This is a genomic window from bacterium, assembly GCA_041648665.1.
GTDB lineage: Bacteria > UBA10199 > UBA10199 > 2-02-FULL-44-16 > JAAZCA01 > JAFGMW01.
Window position 1 is genome coordinate 1 of the sequence record JBAZOP010000145.1, and the last position, 5,099, is coordinate 5,099.

9 protein-coding genes are annotated in these 5,099 nt (G+C 63.0%); 1 reads left to right on the plus strand and 8 read right to left on the minus strand.

Annotation, left to right across the window (positions count from 1 at the left end):
• From WC683_19430 to WC683_19460, 7 genes are all read right to left on the minus strand, one after another.
• Nucleotides 1–203: hypothetical protein (locus WC683_19430; protein ID MFA4974778.1), on the minus strand; the 203-nt coding region annotated here is incomplete at its 3' end.
• The gene (locus WC683_19435; GenBank protein MFA4974779.1) at nt 200–766 is read right to left on the minus strand and encodes a hypothetical protein; all 567 of its coding nucleotides are present in this window, start codon (nt 764–766) and stop codon (nt 200–202) included. The genes WC683_19435 and WC683_19430, both read right to left, overlap by 4 nt.
• A gap of 119 nt (nt 767–885) precedes the next feature.
• On the minus strand, nt 886–1,053 hold the full coding sequence (locus WC683_19440; GenBank protein ID MFA4974780.1) for a hypothetical protein: 168 nt from the start codon (nt 1,051–1,053) through the stop codon (nt 886–888).
• A complete protein-coding gene (locus tag WC683_19445; protein ID MFA4974781.1) occupies nt 1,050–1,448 on the minus strand; it encodes a hypothetical protein in 399 nt (132 codons plus the stop codon). The genes WC683_19440 and WC683_19445 overlap by 4 nt, the downstream gene beginning before the upstream one ends.
• Nucleotides 1,445–1,615: a hypothetical protein gene (locus WC683_19450; GenBank protein MFA4974782.1), complete on the minus strand. Its 171-nt coding sequence runs from the start codon at nt 1,613–1,615 to the stop codon at nt 1,445–1,447. Before WC683_19450 ends, WC683_19445 begins: the two co-directional genes overlap by 4 nt.
• On the minus strand, nt 1,612–2,151 hold the full coding sequence (locus tag WC683_19455; protein MFA4974783.1) for a hypothetical protein: 540 nt from the start codon (nt 2,149–2,151) through the stop codon (nt 1,612–1,614). The genes WC683_19450 and WC683_19455 overlap by 4 nt, the downstream gene beginning before the upstream one ends.
• A complete protein-coding gene (locus tag WC683_19460; GenBank protein ID MFA4974784.1) occupies nt 2,148–3,152 on the minus strand; it encodes an MT-A70 family methyltransferase in 1,005 nt (334 codons plus the stop codon). The genes WC683_19455 and WC683_19460 overlap by 4 nt, the downstream gene beginning before the upstream one ends.
• Nucleotides 3,153–4,023: 871 nt before the next feature.
• On the opposite strand from WC683_19460, the gene WC683_19465 reads away from it, so the two are divergent.
• Nucleotides 4,024–4,392, plus strand: a complete 369-nt coding sequence (locus tag WC683_19465; GenBank protein MFA4974785.1) for a hypothetical protein — start codon at nt 4,024–4,026, stop codon at nt 4,390–4,392.
• Here WC683_19465 and WC683_19470 read toward each other — a convergent pair.
• Nucleotides 4,346–4,825 (minus strand): hypothetical protein, encoded by a 480-nt coding sequence (locus tag WC683_19470; GenBank protein MFA4974786.1) that lies wholly within the window; start codon nt 4,823–4,825, stop codon nt 4,346–4,348. The genes WC683_19465 and WC683_19470 overlap by 47 nt on opposite strands.
• Between the last annotated feature and the right edge of the window lie 274 nt (nt 4,826–5,099).

The following is a 5,099-nucleotide window of genomic DNA, read 5'->3' on the forward strand; positions in this document are numbered from 1 at the left end:
CCGATGGACGCGCCGTCGCCGATGGACGCGCCGTAGCCGATGGACGCGCCGTCGCCGATGGACGCGCCGTAGCCGATGGACGCGCCGTCGCCGATGGACGCGCGGGCGCCGATGGAAACCCCATGCTCCTTCAACACCCCGACATCGTCCGTGTTGTGATGATGCCATCCCTGCGTGTTATCCCATAGGTAGATGATGCTCATGCCGTACCTCCGCGGACCGGGATGCGCTCCTCGAGCTTCCGGTCGACCTTCTCGTCGTGCCTGCGGTCCGCGAGGTAACCGTGGCGGCCGTCGTCCTCCGCTTCCGCCTTCAGCATGTCCTCGTGCTTCCTGATCGCGTGGCGGATTGCGTCGATGAGGGATTCATCGAGGACCCCGAGCAGATCGGTCTCGTACCCGCTCAGGTCGACATAGGGCCTCTCCGTGATGATCCGCAGGATCTGGAGCTCGCGCGGGGCCACGCGATAGTCCACGAGCAGCGCCGGGCCCGAGGGGCGCCCGTTCTCGTAGTCCTGGAACCGGTAGCGCAGCGCGTGGTGCCGCGGTTCGGGCGGCTCGGGAAGTACCTCGATGCTGTAGAAGTCGGCCGACAACACGGCCGTAAGGCGCTCCGCGCGGTGCAGCTCGCTCTCGTTGCCGAGACCGTTCGCGTATGCCGAGCGAAGGGTGACGAGCAGATCGTCGATGGTCTTGCGCATCCGCTCGTAGATGACCGGCGGCATCGCCAACTTGATGGCCGCCTCGTTTTCTTGGATAGTACTCATGCGGTCCTCCTTCCCCCCCGCGAGGGGGGCTCGAAAGGCAGTCGGCCGGGTGTGGTTGGCGCCAAGTCCCGGCCGCTGCCGAGGACCGCAGCGCTCGTCAGCGACGGGCGCCGCGGCCCCTACATCCCCAGCCGTGGCGGTGTGCGATCCGCCTCATGCCTCCTTTCGTGGTTCCTCCGCGCCCTGTCTTTCAGCGCGCCGATGAACACCGCCCCGACCAGCGACAGGACTACATATCCCGCCACCACGCAGGCCAGGCCGCCTCCCAGTGCCTTCAGAACGTTCACCACTTGCCTCCGGCCTCTAGGCGCAGGTAGATGAGGTCGTATGCCGAATCCCAACGTGGGGTGAGCTGCCCGTCGCGCCACATGACCAGATAGGGGGTGACGGGGTGCGCGCAGGTGTGTCGCCACCCGAGGCGCGCGGGGCCGAACTCGAGGCCGATGTCCGTGGTCGAGACGAGCTGGGTCGGCCAGAAGTTCAGCTGCCCCGCGATCTGCCACACCGGCACCTGCATCGAGCCGCCGGCGAACAGCGGACCCCAGGACGCCTCCGCGCCGATCTCCACGAGGTAGCTGCCGCCCACGTCGGCGTATGCCGGCGGGTCGTAGACCGCGAGGCCGCCCCGGGGCAGCAAGCCCAGCAGAAGCCAGCCCGAGAGGGCGAGAGCACCGATGTTCATGCCTCACCTCCAAGGTTGAGCCGAGCCGCGCGAGGGTCCCCCGCGGACACCCCGGGGAAGAACCGCTCGCGACAGTCCTCGCAGATGCCGTCGCTCACCGCGCCCACGGGAGCGACCCCGTCCTCGGCAGTCGTTTCCTTCCCGCACCACGCGCAGCGGTGGATCACGCGGCACCTCCCAGTTGATAGCGATTGCGCATCAGGTCTTCGTCGCGATAGAGCGTTTCACATATCCCGGTCAGGTCTCCCCACGGTATCTTCGCGAACACCGTCAGCCCGTACCCGCGCGGCGAGTGGAGGAGACGAATGCCCTGCGCCTTGGCGATGGCGAGCTCGACGTATCTCGCCTTCAACTCGTCCCAGATGACTTTGTAGACAACAGCGGGCCGAGGCGAGGAATCGATGTAGTAACCGCAGATCAGGTAGTCGCAACGTTCGAGGTCGTAGAACCAGCCCATGTTTTTCGTGGGCACATCTTGGATAAGCTCAACCAGGCACCCATCCCACAAGGTGGAGTAGGCTTTCTCATCAACACAGTATGTCGCCTCGGGGAGTACGAGCCGCTTGTCCCCGTCCGTTCTTTGCGAATCGCGATCGGCGATCTTCTCTATCCTGGCCCTCGGCCATCGCGAGGGATAGATGTACTCGTCGGCGAACTCTGAAAACCTGTCAGCCAGAGCCCACTCGCGCTCGTTCCTGCTCATGACTCGTTCCCCCAGGCATCCCAGTGGGCAGGAAGACTTCCTCGCGCGAACAGCTCGATGCGTCGGCCGTTCGGGTACATGCGGTCGATCAGCTCGCGGAAATATGGGGGTTTTACGGAGTGGTCCGTGCGCTCAATGCTTACAACGCTGTCATGGAGCTGCTTATTGTCCGGCAAGCACGAGCCGCGGGTACATATGAGCAGGAACTCGTGCCGAACGCTGTTGTAGTACCCGACGTTGTGCTTGATTTTGTCCCACACGAAAAGCGACTTGTAGGCAAAACCCCACGCACGTATCAGGTCCAGAGCGAACGGAAGGCGCGGCGAGGTCGCCCAACAGAACAGCACCGCATCATCATCGGCGATGCTTTCCACCTCGAGGGCCAGCAGCTCCTCGTCCGCCATGACGGGATAGTGGTTTTGTAGTGTGGTGTCTTGCTCTTCGGTGCTGTGCTGAGCGTTGCCATACTGCCATGGCGGGTCAGCATAGAGGACGCGGAATTTGTGATCTGGCAGGTCGGGCGTTTCTGATGGTTCGGTGAACCTGTCGATCTCTCGGGCGATCCGCATCGCGCCGGCGGTCGTAACCTCGTCAGCAACCGACAGGAACTCCTCGAACTTCTCATCGGGTATGCTTGCGATCTTCTGGCACCTGGCTGCGACGCGCTTGTCGATCCCCTGCTCGGAGTATGACGCGGTCGCATCCTCGGACCGCGTCGTGCCGCGAGCGGTACCTGGCTGGCGTGCGCCGGTAGCTTTCTCACTTTTCCGAAGCAACTCGCCGGCCCGGCGCTCGGCGCGCAGCTTCAGCTCTGCCGCTTGCCGCTGCGCCTCGTCGCTGGCACCCGCCACCTTCATCGCGTAGCGATATGCCTCGGCGGCCTCGGCGATCTTTATCGCCTCGAAGGCGCTCTTCGCCTCGGTGAGCATCCGGGTTCCTTCCGATACCCGGATCAGGGCGTCGACTTCCCTTCCCACGGCGGCTTTCCTACTCGCCGCCATAGCCGGTCCGCTCCATCGCGCGGCGCAAATGGCCAGCCGATCGAGTTTCGGTCGACTTCCCCGGGGCGACTATAATGAGCCTGTCTAGCTCATCTCGATAGACATCAAGCTGATCGCCTGGTTGGATACCGAGGTCGTGAACCCACACGGCGGGCAGGGAGAGAACTGACCCACGATCCCCCCGACGAGACATCTTGTACGTTCTGATTTTGATCATGCGGGATCTCCAAGGCTGAGACCCTGTTCATGATCTGCCAAATATACTTTGTGAGGATTCTCATCTCTTTCGTGATGCGGTTCTGCAACCCGATCGACAAATCGTAAAACACGATTGCCGATCTGCTCTCGAACTCCGACAGGAGCTTCTCCGTGTAGGTTCTTAGAAGCTCCTCGGATGTGGGAGAGATTGCCACGGTGCGGCCCCCTTCTCCCCTCCCATTGACTGATCACAGGTTACCCCCTGTGACCACTTCCGGCAGGTTTGAATTGGACTCAAGTATGTATTATCGGAAGTGATCACACTTCTTTTATACACCCTTCCGGGCCAGTTGTCAATATTTATTTGCCTGCGAGACGAATATTTTTCTGTGGTCGGCCCTGTAGAGATATTGGACATATAAAGTAGGCCAAGAAAGGTCGCCGGTTTCCCCGTGCGCTCGGCCTCCCGACGTGCTATACTTTCCCTGGAGGGTCAGCCATCAGAGACACAGGGGGTTCGGCATGTACCTGCTCCCGCTTCTTCTCTGGATCGCGCTTTCGTTCGTCGTAGCGTCCGTCGCGCGCCGCCGTGGCTTCTCCTGGGGAGCCTACTTCGCCCTCTGCCTGCTTGCAAGCCCCTGGCTCGCCATGGTAACCTTGCACCTCGCGACGCATGCAGAAAGAAACGCACCCGTTCATCCGCCGGCTTGACATCCTGTTCTGGGGTTCCGAGAAGCCTTCCCGCCGGGTCCGCCGGCGCGACTGGGCCCGCATCCTTGAGCTGATCCTCTCGCCCTTCGGCCTGTACTATGGTGCGCGGAACGCGCTCGACGAGTTAGTGACGATCTGGGACACGGTGGCCGCCCGGGGCGACTGGTTCGAGGTCCTGCAGCACGCGGCGGTCCTGACGTTCTTCCTGGCGATCATCCGATCGAGCGTCGACTGGTTCATCCGCGGGTGCAAGACCATCCAGCGGATCCCGGCGAGCGACAAGCCTACTTCATCGCCGCCCAGATCCCGGCGCCCACGGCCGCAGCGATAGCCGCGATCGCGCCGGCCCGCCAGCCGTTACGGCTCCGCTCGAGGCGCTTCGCCTGCGCTGACGCCTCCCGCAGCTTCTCCTGGTACTCCTGCGCCTTCGAGTCCAAGCGCGATTGCAGCTCGTTCACCGAAGCGTTCGATTCGCTCAACTGCCGCTCGAGCGTCGCCACTCGCGTCAAGAGGTCGCTGTAGGATTGCGTCGAGCTGGCCTTGTAGCTCTGCAATTCGAGCTGCGCTTTCCTCAGCTCCTCGGATATACTCTCGTTCACGCCGAGCGCCAGCTTCAAGACGGTCTCGTAGCTCTCCAGCTGCAGCCTGACTGTCTCGCAGTCGGCCCGAAACGTCGTGTAGTCTGCCGCTCCAATCCGCGATGGTAGCGGCGAGCTCTGTGCCGAGAGCGGAAAGCTTGCCAGACAGAGCCACGTTATCGCCACGCAGGCGGACCACGCGAGAGCTCTGCACCGCCAGCGCGATCGCCAGGCCGAGGACGACGGCCCCGGCGATGGCCCACGGTACGATCTTCCGTGCATTCATTTTCCCCCCGTCAGCTCACGGTAGCGATCCCGTAGGGTGTTGACAGCACACCCGAGCTTCCTGGCGATGCCTTCTTTCGTCTTCGTCGGCCACGCCGCGAGGATGAGCTGGTCCTCCTGCGGCGTGAAGTGGCGCCTTCGGTCACGCACCTTGTTCGGGATGTCGTCGAGGATC